The sequence below is a fragment of the Conexibacter stalactiti genome, from assembly GCF_033542075.1.
Classification (GTDB): Bacteria; Actinomycetota; Thermoleophilia; order Solirubrobacterales; family Solirubrobacteraceae; genus Conexibacter; species Conexibacter stalactiti.
In genome coordinates this window covers 1-15,736 of record NZ_JAWSTH010000132.1, presented here as the reverse complement: position 1 = coordinate 15,736, position 15,736 = coordinate 1, and the positions used below count along the sequence as shown (strand labels likewise).

Annotated in this window: 15 protein-coding genes and 1 riboswitch; of the genes, 4 read left to right on the top strand and 11 right to left on the bottom strand. The window is 73.5% G+C overall.

Annotated elements, in window-relative coordinates:
• The 3 genes from R7226_RS28395 to R7226_RS28385 form a co-directional block, all read right to left on the bottom strand.
• Window positions 1-638 (bottom strand): energy-coupling factor transporter transmembrane component T (locus tag R7226_RS28395; RefSeq protein ID WP_318600834.1); only part of this gene is annotated, 638 nt, incomplete at its 3' end.
• The gene (locus R7226_RS28390; protein ID WP_318600833.1) at window positions 638-1,564 is read right to left on the bottom strand and encodes a DUF4430 domain-containing protein; all 927 of its coding nucleotides are present in this window, start codon (window positions 1,562-1,564) and stop codon (window positions 638-640) included. The genes R7226_RS28390 and R7226_RS28395, both read right to left, overlap by 1 nt.
• Window positions 1,561-3,111: a hypothetical protein gene (locus tag R7226_RS28385; RefSeq protein ID WP_318600832.1), complete on the bottom strand. Its 1,551-nt coding sequence runs from the start codon at window positions 3,109-3,111 to the stop codon at window positions 1,561-1,563. Before R7226_RS28385 ends, R7226_RS28390 begins: the two co-directional genes overlap by 4 nt.
• A 49-nt stretch (window positions 3,112-3,160) precedes the next feature.
• A riboswitch (cobalamin riboswitch) is annotated at window positions 3,161-3,297 on the bottom strand.
• A 103-nt stretch (window positions 3,298-3,400) separates the two neighbouring features.
• Here R7226_RS28385 and R7226_RS28380 point away from each other — a divergent pair.
• The gene (locus tag R7226_RS28380) at window positions 3,401-3,964 is read left to right on the top strand and encodes a cob(I)yrinic acid a,c-diamide adenosyltransferase (protein WP_318600831.1); all 564 of its coding nucleotides are present in this window, start codon (window positions 3,401-3,403) and stop codon (window positions 3,962-3,964) included.
• Between the two features lie 54 nt (window positions 3,965-4,018).
• Here the strand turns inward: R7226_RS28380 and R7226_RS28375 are convergent, their stop codons facing one another.
• A complete protein-coding gene (locus tag R7226_RS28375; protein ID WP_318600830.1) occupies window positions 4,019-4,864 on the bottom strand; it encodes a phosphatase PAP2 family protein in 846 nt (281 codons plus the stop codon).
• A 137-nt stretch (window positions 4,865-5,001) separates the two neighbouring features.
• Here R7226_RS28375 and R7226_RS28370 point away from each other — a divergent pair, with 137 nt between their 5' ends.
• The 3 genes from R7226_RS28370 (at window position 5,002) to R7226_RS28360 (ending at window position 8,654) form a co-directional block, all read left to right on the top strand.
• Window positions 5,002-5,607 carry an FKBP-type peptidyl-prolyl cis-trans isomerase gene (locus tag R7226_RS28370; RefSeq protein WP_318600829.1) on the top strand — a complete coding sequence of 202 codons (606 nt, stop codon included), beginning with the start codon at window positions 5,002-5,004 and terminating at the stop codon, window positions 5,605-5,607.
• 110 nt (window positions 5,608-5,717) lie between these two features.
• The gene (locus R7226_RS28365; RefSeq protein ID WP_318600828.1) at window positions 5,718-7,463 is read left to right on the top strand and encodes a pyruvate dehydrogenase; all 1,746 of its coding nucleotides are present in this window, start codon (window positions 5,718-5,720) and stop codon (window positions 7,461-7,463) included.
• 276 nt (window positions 7,464-7,739) lie between these two features.
• Window positions 7,740-8,654: an NAD(P)/FAD-dependent oxidoreductase gene (locus R7226_RS28360; RefSeq protein WP_318600827.1), complete on the top strand. Its 915-nt coding sequence runs from the start codon at window positions 7,740-7,742 to the stop codon at window positions 8,652-8,654.
• Here the strand turns inward: R7226_RS28360 and R7226_RS28355 are convergent.
• The 7 genes from R7226_RS28355 to R7226_RS28325 all read right to left on the bottom strand — a co-directional run.
• Window positions 8,621-9,895, bottom strand: a complete 1,275-nt coding sequence (locus R7226_RS28355) for an MFS transporter (protein ID WP_318600826.1) — start codon at window positions 9,893-9,895, stop codon at window positions 8,621-8,623. The genes R7226_RS28360 and R7226_RS28355 overlap by 34 nt on opposite strands.
• Window positions 9,892-10,929 carry an aliphatic sulfonate ABC transporter substrate-binding protein gene (locus tag R7226_RS28350; protein WP_318600825.1) on the bottom strand — a complete coding sequence of 346 codons (1,038 nt, stop codon included), beginning with the start codon at window positions 10,927-10,929 and terminating at the stop codon, window positions 9,892-9,894. The genes R7226_RS28355 and R7226_RS28350 overlap by 4 nt, the downstream gene beginning before the upstream one ends.
• 14 nt (window positions 10,930-10,943) lie before the next feature.
• The gene (locus R7226_RS28345) at window positions 10,944-12,200 is read right to left on the bottom strand and encodes an LLM class flavin-dependent oxidoreductase (RefSeq protein WP_318600824.1); all 1,257 of its coding nucleotides are present in this window, start codon (window positions 12,198-12,200) and stop codon (window positions 10,944-10,946) included.
• Complete coding sequence (locus R7226_RS28340; RefSeq protein WP_318600823.1) at window positions 12,200-13,114, bottom strand: ABC transporter substrate-binding protein; 915 nt, start codon at window positions 13,112-13,114, stop codon at window positions 12,200-12,202. Before R7226_RS28340 ends, R7226_RS28345 begins: the two co-directional genes overlap by 1 nt.
• 41 nt (window positions 13,115-13,155) lie before the next feature.
• On the bottom strand, window positions 13,156-14,181 hold the full coding sequence (locus R7226_RS28335) for an ABC transporter substrate-binding protein (RefSeq protein ID WP_318600822.1): 1,026 nt from the start codon (window positions 14,179-14,181) through the stop codon (window positions 13,156-13,158).
• Complete coding sequence (locus R7226_RS28330; protein ID WP_318600821.1) at window positions 14,178-14,924, bottom strand: ABC transporter ATP-binding protein; 747 nt, start codon at window positions 14,922-14,924, stop codon at window positions 14,178-14,180. Before R7226_RS28330 ends, R7226_RS28335 begins: the two co-directional genes overlap by 4 nt.
• Window positions 14,921-15,736 (bottom strand): ABC transporter permease (locus R7226_RS28325; RefSeq protein ID WP_318600820.1); only part of this gene is annotated, 816 nt, incomplete at its 5' end. The genes R7226_RS28330 and R7226_RS28325, both read right to left, overlap by 4 nt.

Genomic DNA, 15,736 nt, shown 5'->3' with positions numbered 1-15,736 from the left:
CGCCGCGCCGCGCCGTAGCCGCGCACCTCCAGCGCCGCCGCGACCTCGACGGCGCGGTCGAGCGCGCCGGCCGTCACCGCCCGCACGAGCGTCAGCCGCGACGGCGGCGGCCCGGGCCGGCAGCGCTGCCCGTCGGCGATCCGCTGCCCGTCGCGCTGCAGCACCGGCACCATCCGCGTCGCCAGCGTCGCCGTCAGCGCCGAGCGGAACGAGACGCGCCGGAACAGCCGCAGCAGCTCGTCGGGATCGACCGTCGCGGAGAAGAGCGCGAAGCAGACGATCACGGCCAGCGCGCGCAGGCCCAGCAGCAGGCCGTAGACGGTCGCCTCCAGCGTGATGTCGCGGTCGCCCAGCAGCGGCAGCTCGCCGAGCCGCCAGATCACGGTCACGCCCTGCTCGGTCACGAGCGGGTTCAGCAGCGCGATCGCGATCGTGAACGGGAGCGCGAACAGCAGCGCCCGTCGCAGCTGCGGCCAGACGCCCGCCAGCACGCCGGCCGCGAGCGCCGCGATCACGACCGCCGCGAGCACGAGCGGGTCGTCGAACAGCAGCGCCGTCAGCGCCAGCGCACCGCACAGCGCGCTGCCGGCGGCGGCGCGGGCCGCGTGCAGCGGGCTGGCGCGCCGGCGGTAGCCCATCAGCGTTGCAGCGGCAGGCCGGCGTCGTTGCCGGCGGCGTCGGTCGCGAGTGCGAATCTGTCTCTCAGCCGCTGCACGTCGAGCGCCTGCGCGGCCGCGCTGACACCGGCGAGATCGGTGCCGGTGACCGCCCACGTCGGCACCTGCTCGCCGAGCTTGACAGCCGCGACGAGACCGGCGCCGGCGCCGAGCGTTCTGGCCGTGCGGCCCTGCTCGTCGAGCAGCTCCAGCTGTCTGCCGTCGTCGTCGAATCTGGCGTAGACGCCCGAGGAGGCGACGCCTCTGTCGATCAGCCGCAGCGCCTGGTCGCGCCGCAGCGTCTGCCAGTCGCCGACCATCACGCGCAGCACCTCGGTCTCGACGTTGGTGCCGAGCGTCTGGCGCGCCGCCTTCGCCCCGACCGCCTCGAGCTGCTCGGTCGCGATCTTGCAGGCGTCCTCGGCGTCGGAGGCGCACTGCAGCGTGACCGGGTAGCGCTTGCCCTCGGCACCGTGCGCGAACGGCTCCGGGAACTGGCCGACGACGGCGCCGATCTGGCTCGATGCGCTCCAGTCGTGGCGGTCCCACCAGATGCGGTCGCCGCCGTGCACCTCGAAGTCGGCGGCGCCCTCGTCGCCGAGGATCCCGTTGACCCAGTAGAACCAGTCGACCTTGCCGTCCTCGCCGCCGCCTTCGACGCCGTCGATCGACTGCACGAAGCCGCCGCCGTACCGCGTTCTGACGTCGAAGTTGCGCTCGGTCAGGCGCATCACCGACTCCGACTCCGCGACGTCGTTCTGGATCTTGGCGCCGATCACTCTTCTGCCGAAGTCGGTCGTCACGATGACGCGCGCGTCACCGCTCTTCTCACCGGCGCCGGCACCGCAGCCCACGGCAGTCAGAGCGAGCGCGGCCAGGCCGGCCGCGAGTGCACGACGATGAGTCACGGAATCTCCTTCTCGCAGGCGTTCGCCCGCTTGCACCAGAACCAGACGACCGACTGGCCGCCCTTCAGCAGACCGCTGCCGAACGGGCCCGACGGATCGGCGGCGCCGGCGCTGCCGAGGCGGCCGCCGACGGCGTAGACCCAGCCGGCCTGACCGGCGGCGCGCTTGCCGGCGATCGACGTGACGTAGAGGCCGCTGCCGTCCGCGGCGCGGCGGCCGCAGGAGCCGAAGTCGGCGAGTTTGACCGACGGGCCGCCGCCGTGGGCGACGGCGAGGAGCGCGGCCAGCGGCGTGCCGCCCGCGACGGCGCAGCGCTTGCGCCCGACGCCCGCGGTAGTCGCGCTCGCGGCGACGGTGCGGCGCGCGAGCGTGCTGCCGCTCGCGCCGACGACGCGGACGGGGACGCGCGGGGCGGCCGCGGCGTGGACGACGGCGCCGGGCGTGCCGGGCACGGCGTGTGCGCCAGATGCGACCGCGGCGCTCGCCGCCGCCCGCTCGGCCACGGTGAAGCGGACGACGAGCGGCTTGGCGCTGTTGCCGGCGCCGTCGGCGGCGATCACGCCGAGCGTGTAGCGGCCGGGCGCCAGCCGCGCCGGCAGCAGGTAGGACCAGCGTTCGCGGTCGGCCGCCTGGAACCAAGGCGCGCCTCTCCTGGGACATCTGACGAAATCCTCGATGCGGCCGACGTACGCGGTGCAGCGACCGTCGTGGCGACGTGCCAGCCGCAGCTCGACGATCCCGCCGTCGAGCCCTCTGGCGACGCCGCGCAGCGCGCGTGGCGCGCGCGCCGGGGCGAACGTCTGCCCGTCGGAGATCCCGCGCACCGACAGCAGCGGCGGCGTGCGGTCGCTGCTGCCGCAGCGACCGTCGGCGCAGAAGAGGCGCGCGGACGGCGTGCTGCCCGTGCGCGTCGCACGCAGCGTGCTCTCGCCGCGCTTCAGCGTCACGCGCGCGTTGCCCTGCGCATCCGCTCTGACCGGCGCGGCGCCGCCGCTGACGGTCGCGCCGGCGGCCGGCGTCGTTCTGCCGTCGGGGCCGAAGGAGATGACCTGGACGGTCGGTCTGGCGTTGCGCGTGCGCGGCGCGACCAGCCCCAGCGGCGCGTTGGTGCAGTTGAAGTCGGGGCCGCTGGTGCAGACGAACAGCAGCAGCTCGTCGCCGTCCTGCAGCTCGGTGTCGCAGAGGCCGGTCAGCGACGATCTGTCGTTGACCCACAGCGTCCAGTAGTCGTTGGCGCTGGCCGGTCTGACGCCGTCGATCGCGTCGACGGCGTAGCCGAGCCCTCTGAAGTAGGAGGCCGTCCACTCCCCCTCGGTCGCCTGCTCCAGCGCGCCGGCGGCGCTCGTGCCGCTGCAGGCGTGGGCTCTGTCGCCGTCCTTGACGACGGCGGCGGTGGTCGTCGTGACCGGCGTGTCGACGAGCGTCCCGCGGGGACCCTCGACGCGCACCGTCACGTCCGCCGGGCGCCCGGCGGCATCAGCGAGCGGCGCCGCGAGCGCGGTCACGGCGAGCGCTCCGATCAAGGAGCCGAGGATCGTGCGGGACATCTGTGCACCCCTTTCCGCGAGGGCGTCTGAGTCAGCGGCCGGGGGCTCTGTCTCCTGGCTCTCGGGCCGACCGTCTCGCGCCTTCCCGGTGCCATTGGCCTTCCGGTGGCCGGCGCCCGTGCGGCGCCTGCGAACGGCTTCCCCGATCACAGTGGCGGGTCCGCGCCGGATTCGCACCGGACTTCCCATCGCCACCGACCTTGAACGGCGCCGATGGTAGCGCTCAGGCCGCCGCGACGACGTTGCAGAGCGGCTTGCCAGCCGCCGAAGCAGGGGTAGAGTGCTCCAGATGACCGTCAATCTGACGCGCATCTACACGCGTCTCGGCGACAGCGGCGAGACGCACCTCGGCGACATGAGCCGCGTGCCGAAGACGCACCCGCGGATCGAGGCGTACGGCACCGTCGACGAGCTGAACGCCCATCTCGGCGTGGCGATCGCCACCCCCGGACTGCCGCCGCGATACGTCGAGTGGCTGAGACGGATCCAGAACGACCTCTTCGACGTCGGCGCCGACGTCGCCGTCCCGCACGGCGGCGACAAGGAGCGGCTGCGCGTGCAGCCCGAGCAGACGGCGTGGCTGGAGGAGCGCTGCGACGAGGTCAACGCGACGCTTGCGCCGCTGCGCTCGTTCGTGCTCCCGGGCGGGACGCCGGGCGCGGCGCAGCTGCACGTCTGCCGCACCGTCTGCCGCCGCGCCGAGCGCGCCGCGATCGCCTGCGGCGACGAGCTGGGCGAGCAGGTCGTGCGCTACCTCAACCGCCTCTCCGACCTGCTCTTCATCCTCAGCCGCGGCGCCAACGGCAGCGAGGAGCCGCTGTGGCAGCCGGGCGCCGGCCAGCAGCAGCAGTAGGCGGCGCGCTCAGCGCCTCGACCGCGCCGGCCGCGCGCTGAGGCGGCCGCGCCCTCAGCGCCGCGTCAGCACGCTGAGCGCGGCCGCGAGCGCGAGCGCGACGGCCGCCAGCGCGCCGGCGCCGAAGACGAAGACGGTGTGCTCCTGCGCATAGGAGACGACCTGCTCGGGTCGCGCGAGCAGCACCATCGCGCTGAGCAGCGCGGCGCTGACGGCCGTCACGCCGGCCGGCGCGAGCGTCTCGCGCAGCGGCGGCGCGTCGCCGTCGGCGCTGCGCAGCGGCCAGCGCGACTGCGCCCACGACAGCACCGCGACCGCCAGCAGCGCCCACAGCGTCGCGACGAGGAAGCCGCCCAGCACGTCGCTGGGGTAGTGCCACGAGAGCGTCAGGAACGAGAAGGTGACCGCGACGGCGAAGACGGCGCCGAGCGCCCCGACCCACGGGCGCCACCGCGCCGGGGCGACGAGCACCGCGCAGAGCGCGATCGACATCGACGCGGTCGCATGGCCGCTCGGCCATGCCGCCGGCAGGATCTGGCCGCCGTCGACCAGCAGCGACGACCAGCGGTCGCTCGCGAGCGCCGGCTTCAGCAGCTGCGTGGTGACGTTGGCGCCGAGCAGCACGATCGCGACGGCGGCCGCGGTGCGCGGTCTGCGCCGCAGCAGCGCGACGACGACGAGCGCCGCGACGAACCAGACGAACGTGTCCGGGTCGCAGAGCGTCGCGATGAACTGCGCGACCGGATGGACGCGCGGGCCGTCGAGGTTGCGGAAGCCCTGCAGCACGACGGCGTCGAGGTGGTGCACGGGGCCGACGAAGACGACCGCCAGGTAGACGAGCGGCAGCAGCGCCGCGATCGCCGCGGCGCCCGCGAGCGCGAGCTGCGTTCGGCGTTCCATCTCGTCAGGGTAGCGAGCGCGCTCCTCCGGCCCGGCGCGGCGGCGTTGCCTAAATCGAGCATAAAACGTCGTCATTCCACTTAAGTGTCGGTGTCGGACCGGCGCATGGATGATGGTCGCTCCGGTACATTCCGGCCGTGACCACTGCGCGAGCAACTCGATTCCTTGCGGTCGGCATCAGTGCCGCCGCCCTTCTGTTCGCCGGCTGCGGCGACGACGACAACTCCACCGAGACGTCCGCGGCCGCCGACACCGCGGCGGCCACCTCGACGACGGCGAGAACGACGCCCGCGGATCCAGCCGCGACGCCGATCAGAAACCCGTTCAGAGAACCGAGACACGAGGCGCACCCCGGTGAGAGAGTCGACCAGCTGATCATCAGAGACGTGACGGTCGGCGACGGCGAGGAGATCCAGGCCGGCGACACCGCAATCGTCGACTACTACGGGACCCTCTACGACAACGGCAGAAAGTTCGACGCCTCCTGGGACCGCAGAGAGCCGCTCGAGATCGCGATCGACAACGGCGGCGTGATCGCCGGCTGGTGGCAGGGCATCCCGGGCATGAGAATCGGCGGTCGCCGCACGCTCATCATCCCGCCGGCGCTCGGCTACGGCGATCAGGAGCAGGGCGGCATCCCGAGAAACTCGACGCTCGTCTTCACCGTCGACCTGCTCGGCATCAGACGCGCGGCCGCACCCGGCGTCGCCGCCGATCCGGCCGCGCAGGCGCCGGCCGGCTGAGCCGTTCACCACAACGCAGCCTTCCGACGGGCCCGGGCGACCGGGCCCGTCGCAGTTAAGACTCAACGAGCGTGGTTGGAGAGCGGCACGGGCGGGCACCTACAGCAACGATGGCCCCGGGCAGACAGACGATCGCCGAGCAGTTCGTCGAGGTGCTGCGTCAAGCCGGCGTCGACCACATCTACGGGCTCGTCGGCGACAGCCTCAACCCGATCGTCGACGCCGTCCGCCGCAGCCCCGGGATCGAGTGGGTCCACGTCCACAACGAGGAGGCGGCCGCCTTCGCGGCCGGCGCCGAGGCGCAGCTGACCGGCAGGCTGGCCGTCTGCGCGGGCTCCAGCGGTCCCGGCAACACCCACCTGATCCAGGGCCTCTACGACGCCCACCGCAACGGCGCGCCGGTGCTGGCGCTCGCGTCCCACATCCCCGCCGCGCAGATCGGCACCGGCTTCTTCCAGGAGACCCACCCCGACCGCCTGTTCGCCGAGTGCAGCCACTACAGCGAGCTGATCTCCTCGCCGCGGCAGCTGCCGCGCGTGCTGCGGATCGCGATCCAGACGGCGCTCGGGCACGGCGGCGTCTCCGTCGTCGCGCTGCCGGGCGACCTCGCCGCGATGCCGGCCGCCCAGTCGACCGGCACCAGCACGCTCGCCGCGCCGCAGGGCGCCGTCGTGCCGAGCGACGAGCAGGTGCGGGCGCTCGCCGACGCGCTCAACGCCGCCGAGACCGTGACGCTCTTCTGCGGCGCCGGCGTGCGCGGCGCCCACGCCGAGGTGATGGAGCTGGCCGGAACGCTGCTCTCCCCCGTCGGCCACGCGCTCGGCGGCAAGGAGTGGATCCAGTTCGACAACCCCTACGACGTCGGCATGAGCGGCCTGCTCGGCTACGGCGCCTGCTATGACGCCACGCACGAGGCCGACCTGCTCGTGCTGCTGGGGACCGACTTCCCCTACGACGCGTTCCTGCCGCAGAGAGCGACCGCGCAGGTCGACCGCGACGCCGCCAAGCTCGGCCGCCGCACGCTCGTCAGCTGGCCGGTCCACGGCGACGTGCGCGCGACGATCGCCAAGCTGCTGCCGCTGCTGGAGCCCAAGCGCGACCGCGCCTTCCTCGACAACATGCTGCGGCGCCACGCGCAGACGCTGGAGAAGGTCGTCGCCGCGTACACGCGCAACGTCGAGAAGCACGTGCCGGTCCACCCCGAGTACGTCGCCGCGGTGCTCGACGAGCTGGCCGCCGACGACGCGATCTTCACCGTCGACACCGGCATGAACAACGTCTGGGCGGCGCGCTACCTGACGCCGAACGGGCGCCGCCGCGTGATCGGCTCGTGGCGCCACGGGACGATGGCCAACGCGCTGCCGCAGGCGATCGGCGCGCAGCGCTCCCACCCCGGGCGGCAGGTGATCTCGCTCAGCGGCGACGGCGGCCTCTCGATGCTGCTCGGCGAGCTGCTGACGGTCCGGCTGCACAGACTGCCGCTGAAGCTCGTCGTGATGAACAACGCCTCGCTCGGGATGGTCAAGCTGGAGATGCTCGTCGAGGGCATGCCCGACCACGAGACCGACCACCCGCCGCACGACTTCGCCGCGATCGCCCGCGCCGCCGGGCTCGACGCGATCCGGATCGAGGACCCAGCCGCCGTCCGCGACGGCCTCGCCGACGGCCTGTCGCGGCCCGGCCCGGTGCTGATCGAGGTCGTCACCGACCCCAACGCCCTGTCGATGCCGCCGAGCATCACCGCCGACCAGGTCAAGGGCTTCGCGCTCGCGGCCTCCAAGCTGGTCGTCGAGGGCGGCGTCGGCCGCATGATCGACCTCGCGCGCTCCAACCTCCGCAACATCCCGCGCCCCTGAGAGGCGGCCCGGCAGCCGTCGCGCGCGACTAGAGTGGCGGCGTGGCCGACCTGCGCGCACCCGCCGACCCACCCCACCGCGTCGTGATCGCGGGCGGCGGCATCGCCGCCGTCGAGACGCTGCTGGCGCTGCGCGCGACGGAGCGCGGCCGGCAGCTGGAGGTGACGCTCGTCTCCCCGCGCGACCAGCTCGACTACCGCCCGCTGAGCGTGCTGGAGCCGTTCGGACCGGCGCCGGTGCGGCGCTATCCGCTGGCGCGCATCTGCGTCGAGCACGATGCCACGTTCGTCGCCGACGGTCGCGGCCGTCGACGGCGAGCGCCGCGAGCTGCGACTCGCCGGCGGCGGCGCGCTCTCCTACGACGCGCTCGTGGTCGCCGTCGGCGCCCGCCGCCGCGCCGGGCTCGACGGCGCCCACACCTTCGTCTCCGAGGACGACGACGACGGCACGCAGTGGATCGTGCGCGAGCTGGAGCTGCGCCAGGTCCGCTCGATCGCGTTCGTCGTGCCGCCGGAGAGCGGCTGGTCGCTGCCGCTCTACGAGCTGGCGCTGATGACCGCCCACCACGCCGCCGCCAGAGGCGTCGGCGACATCGCGCTGACGCTCGTCACGCATGAGCCGGAGCCGCTCGCGGTCGTCGGCGGTGACGCCGGCGCCACGCTCAGACGGCTGCTCGGCCTCGCCGACGTGCGCGTGCTGGCCGGCCGCCGCGCGACCGCGTGGGAGCGCCGCACCGTCGCGCTCGACCCGCCCGATCCCGAAGGTCCGCTCGTCGTCGACCGCGTCGTCACGCTGCCGCGCCTCAGCGGCCCGGCGATCGACGGCCTGCCGGCCGACGAGCACGGCTTCATCGAGGTCGACGACCACATGCGCGTTCCCGGTCTGCCGGGCGTCTACGCCGTCGGCGACGCGACGACCTTCCCGATCAAGCAGGGCGGCCTCGCCGCCCAGCAGGCCGAACTGGCCGCCGCGCTGATCTCGCGCCACGCCGGCCCCGAGCCGTCGCGCTGGGTGCGCCTGCGGGCGGTGCTGCTGACCGGTTCGCGGCCGCTCTACCTGCAAGCGCTGATCGAGGACGGGCGGCCGAAGGCCTCCAGCGTCGCGGAGGAGCCGCCGTGGGATCCGCCGCAGAAGATCGCCGCGCGCTACCTCGCGCCCTACCTCGCCGCCTGGAGCGACGCCGGCACGTAGCGCGTGAAGGCCGGGCGCCAGGCGGCGACGGCGCCGGTCGCGGCGATGCAGGCGATCCCGCCGGCGGCGATCGCGGCGGTCGGGCCCAGCAGCGCGGCCATCGCGCCGAGCTGGAGGTCGCCCAGGCGCGGGCCGCCGGCGACGACGACGATGTAGATCGAGGTCATGCGGCCGCGCAGGTTGTCGGGCACCTCGACCTGCAGCATCGTCGCGCGCAGGACGGCGCTGACCATGTCGGCGAGGCCGGCGAGCGCGAGCAGGCCGACCGCCAGCCACGGGTCGGTGACGAAGGCGAAGACGGCGATCAGCGCACCCCAGACGACGACGCACCAGAGCGTCACCAGCCCCTGGCGGCGGACGTGCGCCAGCCAGCCGCTCGCGAGCCCGCCGAGCAGCGCGCCGACGGCCGGCGCCGCGTACAGCACCCCTGCGAAGCCGGCGCCGAGCCCGTAGCGGTCGATCGCCAGCGCCGGGAAGAGCGCGCGCGGCATCGCGAACGCCATCGCGTTGACATCGACGAGGAACGACGAGTGCAGCACCTCGTTGCGCTTGAGGAAGTGCAGCCCCTGCTTGATCGACGCCCAGCCGGGCGCGACCGTCTCCCCTTCCGGCAGCAGCGCCGGCAGCCGCCACAACGCCCCGATCGCGTAGAGCACCAGCGCCGCCTCGACGACGTAGGTCCAGCTGACGCCGATCACGGCGATCAGCGCGCCGGCCAGCAGCGGGCCGCCGACGAGGCCGAGGTTCAGCTCCAGCTGGAAGAGCGAGTTGGCCGCCATCAGCTGCTCGCGCGGCAGCAGCCGCGGCACGATCACGCGCCGCGTCGGCGTGTCGAAGGCGCTCAGCGTCGCCTGCGCGGCGACGAGCAGGAACAGCGGCCAGATCCAGCCCGGCGCCCACAGCGCCTGCGCGACCAGCAGCAGCGCGCAGAGCGCGATCCCGCAGGAGGTCAGCAGGCACAGCCGGCGACGGTCGACGGCGTCGACGACCGCGCCGGCGAACGGCCCGACGAGCACGAGCGGGATCAGCCCGGCGAAGCCGAGCAGGCCGACGAGGAAGGTCGACGAGGTCTGCTCGTAGACCTGGATCGCCGCCGCGACCGTTGTCATCTGGCTGCCGAGGAAGGTCGCGACGTTCCCCAGCCACAGCCGCCGGAACGACGCCGAGACGCGCAGCGGCTCGACGTCGACGGCGATCAGCGCGAGCCGGTCGCGCGTGCGCCGGCTCGCGCCGGCGCTCACTTGCCCGCGCTCTCCACGTCGATCGTGCGCTCGCTCAGGTCGACCTCGCTCGGCACGACGCCTCTCTCGGCGACGTATCTGGCGACCTCGGCGAAGCGCTCCTGGATCTCGGGCGTGATCGGCTCGAGTCTCTCGGCCGCCTCGACCTGCGCTCTGGCGACCGTCTCCGGCAGCCCCGCCTCGGCGTACAGTCTCGCCGCCTCGTCGGGGTTGGCGACGATCCAGTCGGCCGCCTCCTGGAGGCCGCGGTAGACGGCCGCCACCAGCGTCGGGTATCTGTCGGCGAAGGCGGTCGAGGCGATGTAGGGCGTGTCGTTGAGGGAGCCCAGCTCGCCGCCCGTTATCACCATTCTGCCGCCGAGCTTCTCCTGCGCGAGGCCGGTGAACGACGACCACGTCGCCCACGCGTCGACCTGGCCGGAGCCGAACGCGGAGGCCGCGTCGGCCGGCGGCAGGTAGACGAACTCGGCGTCGTCTCTGGTGAGGCCCGCTCTGTCGAGCGCCAGCAGCGCGAGGTACTCGCCGGTGCCCGCTCTGTTGACCGCGATCTTCTTGCCCTTCAGGTCGGCGGCGCTCTCGATGCCGCTGTCTCTGCCGGCGATGATCCCCTCGTTGTCGGGCTGGCCCCGCTCGATCGCGAAGATCTTGAAGTCGGAGTTGCCCGCCAGCGCGCCGATCGCGGCCGAGATCGAGCCGTAGGTGATGTCGACGTCGCCGGCGTTCATCGCCTCGATCGCCGGCACCATCGCCGGGAACGGCCCGGCGTACTCGGCTCTGGCGCCCTCTCTCGCCAGCTCTCTGTCGATCGAGCCGATGTGTCTGGCGACCGCCGCGAGCGTGACGCCCTGGAGGATGCCGATCTTGACCGTCGCGCCGTCGGTCGACGGCCCGCTGGTGGCGGCCGCCGTCGCGGCGCCGCTGCCCCCGCTCGCGGCCGTCGCGTCGTCGGAGTCGTCGCTGCCGCAGGCGGCCAGCACGGTCGCCGCCAGCAGCAGCGCGATCGCGGTGGCCAGCCATGTGAGTCGTCTCTTCATCTGCCTTCCTCGGTTCATCGGGACGGGACTCCGGGGACCTGCTGCGTCCACGTGTGGCGCGCAGCGTCGAGCTGCGGTGCGGCGCGGCCGGCGGGGTCGGGCTGCGCGTCGAGGTCGTGCACCACGGGGAGGTGCGGGAGGATCGTCTCGGCGATCCGGTACGCCTCTTCCAGCAACGGGAAGCCCGAGACGATGAAGGTCTCGATGCCCGCGTCGCGGTACTGCTGGATCGTCTCCAGCACCGTCTCCGGGCTGCCGACGATCGCCGTGCCCGGACCGGGACGGACCAGTCCCAGGCCGGCCCACAGGTTCGGGTGGATCTCCAGGTCGCGGACGTTCGACGGGATGTTGCCGCCGTGCAGCGCCGCCATCCGCTGCTGCCCGACCGAGTCGGTTCTGTTGAACATCTGCTGGATCCGGCCGACCGACTCCGGGTCCATGTGGTCGAGCAGGTCTCTCGTCGCCGCCCACGCGAGCTCGTCGGTCTCGCGCGTGATGATGTAGAGGCGGATGCCGAAGCGCAGCTTGTCCTCGCGGCCGTGCTTGGCGGCCAGCTCCTTGACCTGCTTGATCCGCTCGGCGGTGGCGGCCGGCGGCTCGCCCCACGAGAGGTAGGTGTCGATGTTCTCCGCCGCGCTCTCCAGCGCCTCCGGCGAGGCGCCTCCGAACCACAGCGGCGGCGTCGGCTTCTGCACCGGCGGCAGCGGCACTCTGCCGCCCTCGACCTTGAGGAAGTCGCCGTCGAAGTCGACCGTCTCCCCCTGCAGCACGCGGCGCCAGATCTTGATCCACTCGCTCGTGTAGGCGTAGCGGTCGGTGTGGTTGAGCGGGACGCCGTTGGACTTCAGCGTGTTGGCGTCGCCGGCGACGATGTTGAGGATCGTGCGGCCGCCGGAGAACTGGTCGAAGGTGGCGGCCATCTTCGCGGCCAGCACCGGCGAGATCAGCGGCGGGTGAACGGCGATCAGGAAGCGCATCCGCTCGGTCTCGCGAGCGAGCGTCGAGGCGAGCACCCATGTGTCGTGGACGCCGGTCGCGAACAGCGCGCCGGAGTAGCCGAGGTGGTCGACGGCGCCGGCGATCTGTCTCAGGTAGCTCCAGTCGAGCGCGCGCGAGCCGTCGGAGCGCCACGGGTAGTGGCCGTCGGGGCCGGTCAGGTACCAGAGGACCTCGATCGCGTCCTTCGGCCGCTCGGCGACGACCTTCGCGTCGGTCGTCGCGGAGCCGTTGCCGTTGCTGCCGTTGCCGTTGCCGTTGGCGAGCGCGGTCATCACGCCACCGCCAGCGCAGCGGCGGGCTCCACGACGGCCGCGCGCACGTCGACCGTTCTCGCGATGATCCCCTGGCGCGCGAGCAGGTCGGCGGCGCGCTGCTGCTCCTCGGCGAAGGCGTCGCTGATCGGCTTCGGGCCCCACGGCCGGCGCGTCAGCGCCGCCTCCCACTGCTCCGCGCTCTTGGCGCCGGGGGCGTGCTCGGCGAACAGCTCGGCGGCCTCGCGCGGCTGCTCGGCGATCCAGCGGTCGACCTCCACGAGCGCGGCGACGAACGCCTCCAGCAGCTCGGGGCTGCGCTGCGCGAAGTCGCGCCGGCCGAACCAGACCGAGCGGTTCGACATCACCGCGTCGGTGTCGACCAGTGGGCGCACGCTGCCGGCCTGCTCGGCCGCCAGCAGGTCCGGGTCGCCGCCGATCCAGGCGTCGACCTCGCCGGCCTCCAGCAGCTCGCGGCCGCGCGCGGAGTCGCTCTTGGCGTCCTCGGCGGCGGTGTCGACGCGCGTGACGTCGTCGAAGGTGAGGCCGGCCTGGTCGAGCGCGACCGCCAGCAGGATCGTCTGGTAAGAGCCGTGCGCGAGCGCAACCTTGCGGCCCTTCAGGTCGGCGACGGACGTGACCTGCTCGTCGTCGTTGCGCACGACCAGCTTGCCGTGCGCGGGGCGCGGCTCCGACGCCGCGATGTAGACGACGTCGACGCCGTTGGCCTGCGAGCTGATCGGCGGCGTCGCGCCGGTGCCGCTGACGTCGATCTTGTCCTCGGCGATCAGCTCCAGCGTCGTCAGACCGCTGGCGTAGTCGACCCACGCGACGGTCGCGTCGAGCGGCGCCAGCAGCGCTTCGAGGATGCCCTTGCGGCGCAGCGCGAACAGGGACGGGTTGCTCGGGTGGACCCCGACACGGATCTCGGCCATGGTGATCGTCCTTCTGATGTCGTGATGGGAGTGGTCGTGCTTCAGCGGTCTGCGAGCAGCGCGCGGGCGGCGGCCAGCGGGGCGGGATCGACCCACTCGCGCACGTCGAAGTCGCCGCCGGCGGCGAGCAGGCCCTGCTGCGCGAGGAAGGCGCGCTCCTGCTCCAGCGCGTCGAGCCAGTCGTCGCGCAGGTCGGGATGGAGGCGGGCGTCGCCGTAGGCGCGCGCGACGCCGTCGGCGTCGCCGCCGGTCTCCGCCGCGAGCACGCGCGCGACCTCGTCGCCATTGGCGCTCGCCCAGTCGGCGGCGTCGAGCAGCGTCGCGAGATAGCGCGCGACGACCTCCGGCTGCTGCTCCAGCAGCGGCGTCGCGACGGTGATCGTGCGCGGCGTGCCGTTGTTGACGCGCACCGCCGGGTCGGCGTGGAAGCCGAACTCGGCGACCTCCCGCACGCCGTCGGCGCGGGCCGCCGCGACGCCGGGCGCGCCCTTGACGTAGACGGCGTCCGCGCGGCCGTCAGCGAGCGCCTCCAGCTCCAGCGCCCAGACGCCCCTCGGCGCGCGGTCGCCCGGGCCCCATGCCTCCGTGTTGCGCTGCGTCGGCAGGTCGACCAGCTCGACGTCGTCGAGGCTCAGGCCGGCGAGCGAGAGCGTCGCCTGCGCGCCGCGCAGCGCCATCGCGGCGTGGAAGTCGACGACGGCGTCGCGGTAGCGCGGGATGCCGATCCGCTTGCCGGCGAGCTTCGACGGGTCGCCCGCGAGCGCGGGGTCGCGCGTCAGCAGCGCCTGGTACTCGTCGATCCACGTCAGCGCGATCAGACGGGTGTCGGTGCCGTTGGCGCGCGCCCACAGCGCCGGCACGTTGCCGCCCTCGCGCACGAGCCCGTCGAGGCGATGGTGGAAGTGGGCGTCGCGGACGCTCAGGTCGGGCGCGTCCTGGAGGTACTGGACGGCGACGCCGAGCGGGCCGAGGTCGCGCTCCAGCAGGCCGCGGTCGAAGGCGACGCTCGACGCGGTCGGGACCGGGCAGCGGGTGATCCACAGCTGCGTTGCGGCGGTCGTGCTCATGCGGTGGGCTCCTGCGGGTTGACGCCGAGTTCGGTGAGGAGGCGCGTGCGCAGCGCCTCGAAGCTGTCGCTGCCGCGCGTGCGCGAGGCCGACGGGACGGGGACGTCGAGGCTGATCGCGCCGTCGCGCATGACGGTGATGCGGTCGGCGAGCGTGAGCGCCTCGTCGACGTCGTGGGTGACGATCAGCACGGCCGGCCGGTGCGCCTCCCACAGCGCCCGCACGAGCGCGTGCATTCTGATCCGCGTGAGCGCGTCGAGCGCGGCGAACGGCTCGTCGAGCAGCAGCAGCTGCGGCTCGCGCACGAGCGCGCGGGCGAGCGCCGTCCGCTGCGCCTCGCCGCCGGAGAGCGTCACCGGCCAGGCGTCGGCGTGGTTGGCGAGGCCGACCTCCTCCAGCGCGCTCAGCGCCTGCGCGCGCTTGCCCTTCTCGACGCCGAGCAGGACGTTCTTCCAGACCTTCTGCCACGGCAGCAGCCGCGGCTCCTGGAAGACGATCGAGTGCGACTCCGGCACCTCGATCGTGCCGCCCTGGGCGACCTCGAGGCCGGCGAGCAGGCGCAGCAGCGTCGTCTTGCCGCAGCCGCTGGGGCCGAGCAGCGCGACGAACTCGCTGGCGCCGATCTCGAAGTCGAGGCCCTTGAGGACCTCGCGCGCGCCGAAGCGCTTGACGATGCCGTGGGCGCGGACGGCCGCGTGGGCGGCGCCGGCGCTGGTGGTCGGTGCGTCGGCGGTGAGGCTCATGCGCCGCGGAAGCTCCCTCGCCAGCTCAGCAGCCGGCGTTCGAGGATGCGGATCAGCCCGTCGGCGGTCAGGCCCAGCACGCTGTAGACCACGATCCCGACGAGCACGATGTCGGTCTGCAGGAACTGGCGCGCATCGGAGACGAGCGCGCCGATCCCGCTGTTGGCGTTGACGGTCTCGGCGACGACGAGCGCGATCACCGACAGCCCGAGCGCGTAGCGCAGGCCGACGAGGATCGACGGCAGCGCGCCCGGCACGACGACCTGGCGCACGAGCTGCGTGCGGCTGAGGCCGAAGACCTCGGCCGCCTCGATCAGCTTCGCGTCGACGCCGCGGATCCCGGCGTACGTGTTCATGTAGACGGGGAAGGTGACGCCGAAGGCGATCAGCGCGATCTTCGAGACGTCGCCGATCCCGAGCCAGAGGATGAAGAGCGGGATCAGCGCGACGAACGGGACCGTGCGCAGCGCCTGCATCAGCGCGTCGATCAGCTCCTCGCCGAGCTTGAAGAGGCCGGCGGCGATGCCGAGCGCGAGCCCGACCGGGATGCCGATCACGAGGCCGATCGCGATCCGCGTCAGCGAGATCCCGAGCGCCTCGCTCAGTCTGCCGCTGGTGAGCAGCTCCCAGAAGGCGCTCGCGACCTCGGTCGGCGGCGGCAGCAGCGTCGTGTTGATGAGGTCGAGCGCGGCGGCGAGCTGCCAGATCAGCAGCAGCGCGAGCGGCACGCTGGCGCGGCGCGCGAGCGTGCCGGCGACGGCGCGGACGCGGCCGGCGCGGCCGGCCTCCTGCGCCGCGGCGGCCTGCTCGGC

What these genes read in the sequence shown, in the direction of transcription:
- R7226_RS28330 (WP_318600821.1), bottom strand. Translation starts at nt 14,924, where the DNA reads ATGAGCCTCACCGCCGACGCACCGACCACCAGCGCCGGCGCCGCCCAC.
- R7226_RS28365 (WP_318600828.1), top strand. Translation starts at nt 5,718, where the DNA reads ATGGCCCCGGGCAGACAGACGATCGCCGAGCAGTTCGTCGAGGTGCTG.
- R7226_RS28360 (WP_318600827.1), top strand. Translation starts at nt 7,740, where the DNA reads ATGCCACGTTCGTCGCCGACGGTCGCGGCCGTCGACGGCGAGCGCCGC.
- R7226_RS28335 (WP_318600822.1), bottom strand. Translation starts at nt 14,181, where the DNA reads ATGAGCACGACCGCCGCAACGCAGCTGTGGATCACCCGCTGCCCGGTC.
- R7226_RS28385 (WP_318600832.1), bottom strand. Translation starts at nt 3,111, where the DNA reads ATGTCCCGCACGATCCTCGGCTCCTTGATCGGAGCGCTCGCCGTGACC.
- R7226_RS28345 (WP_318600824.1), bottom strand. Translation starts at nt 12,200, where the DNA reads ATGACCGCGCTCGCCAACGGCAACGGCAACGGCAGCAACGGCAACGGC.
- R7226_RS28375 (WP_318600830.1), bottom strand. Translation starts at nt 4,864, where the DNA reads ATGGAACGCCGAACGCAGCTCGCGCTCGCGGGCGCCGCGGCGATCGCG.
- R7226_RS28380 (WP_318600831.1), top strand. Translation starts at nt 3,401, where the DNA reads ATGACCGTCAATCTGACGCGCATCTACACGCGTCTCGGCGACAGCGGC.
- R7226_RS28340 (WP_318600823.1), bottom strand. Translation starts at nt 13,114, where the DNA reads ATGGCCGAGATCCGTGTCGGGGTCCACCCGAGCAACCCGTCCCTGTTC.
- R7226_RS28350 (WP_318600825.1), bottom strand. Translation starts at nt 10,929, where the DNA reads ATGAAGAGACGACTCACATGGCTGGCCACCGCGATCGCGCTGCTGCTG.